We start from the raw sequence: 550 nt of genomic DNA, 5'->3' as shown, positions 1-550 counted from the left end.
AGGAAGCTCTTGCCAAGCCAGGTGAACTCCGGCGTCAGCAGCGCGATCGGCTGCCCCATCGTATACCACTTGGCGACGCCTCTGGCGCAGACCATCATCCCGAGCGTGGCGATGAAGGGAGGAATGGCGGTCTTGGCGATCAGCATGCCACTGATCCAGCCGGCCAAAAGCCCGACAGTCAGACCGGCGAGGATCGGCCATATGGGCGACAGGTCGGTCAGAGCGGGATAAAGCGCGCGCAGATCGGTGGAACTCTGGGCCAGGGACGCGGCGACCATGGCGGTAAGGCCGACCACCGAGCCGGACGCCAGATCGATGCCGCCGGTAATGATGACGTGCGTCACACCCACCGCCAGAATTCCGATCACCGAAACCTGGAGGATGATGATCGACAGCCGCTGTTGATTGGCAAGGAACGAATTGCCGACAAAGATCCAGCCGAGAACCTCGAATGTCAGGGCAATGCCAACCAGCACAACCAGCATCGACATCTCGCTCTGGAACTTCCTTTTCGGTGCACGCTTTTCCGCCACAGCCGTGGCTTCCGATG

At 61.1% G+C, this 550-nt stretch carries 1 protein-coding gene; it reads right to left on the bottom strand.

The features are described 5' to 3' along the window. On the bottom strand, positions 1-550 hold a 550-nt coding region (locus tag V6S97_RS29145), incomplete at both ends, for an ABC transporter permease (protein WP_442886147.1).

It is taken from the genome of Agrobacterium sp. CCNWLW155, from assembly GCF_036888815.1.
Taxonomy (GTDB): domain Bacteria; phylum Pseudomonadota; class Alphaproteobacteria; order Rhizobiales; family Rhizobiaceae; genus Agrobacterium; species Agrobacterium radiobacter.
The sequence above is the reverse complement of the archived record's forward strand: the minus strand, read 5'-3'. Positions and strand labels throughout refer to the sequence as shown.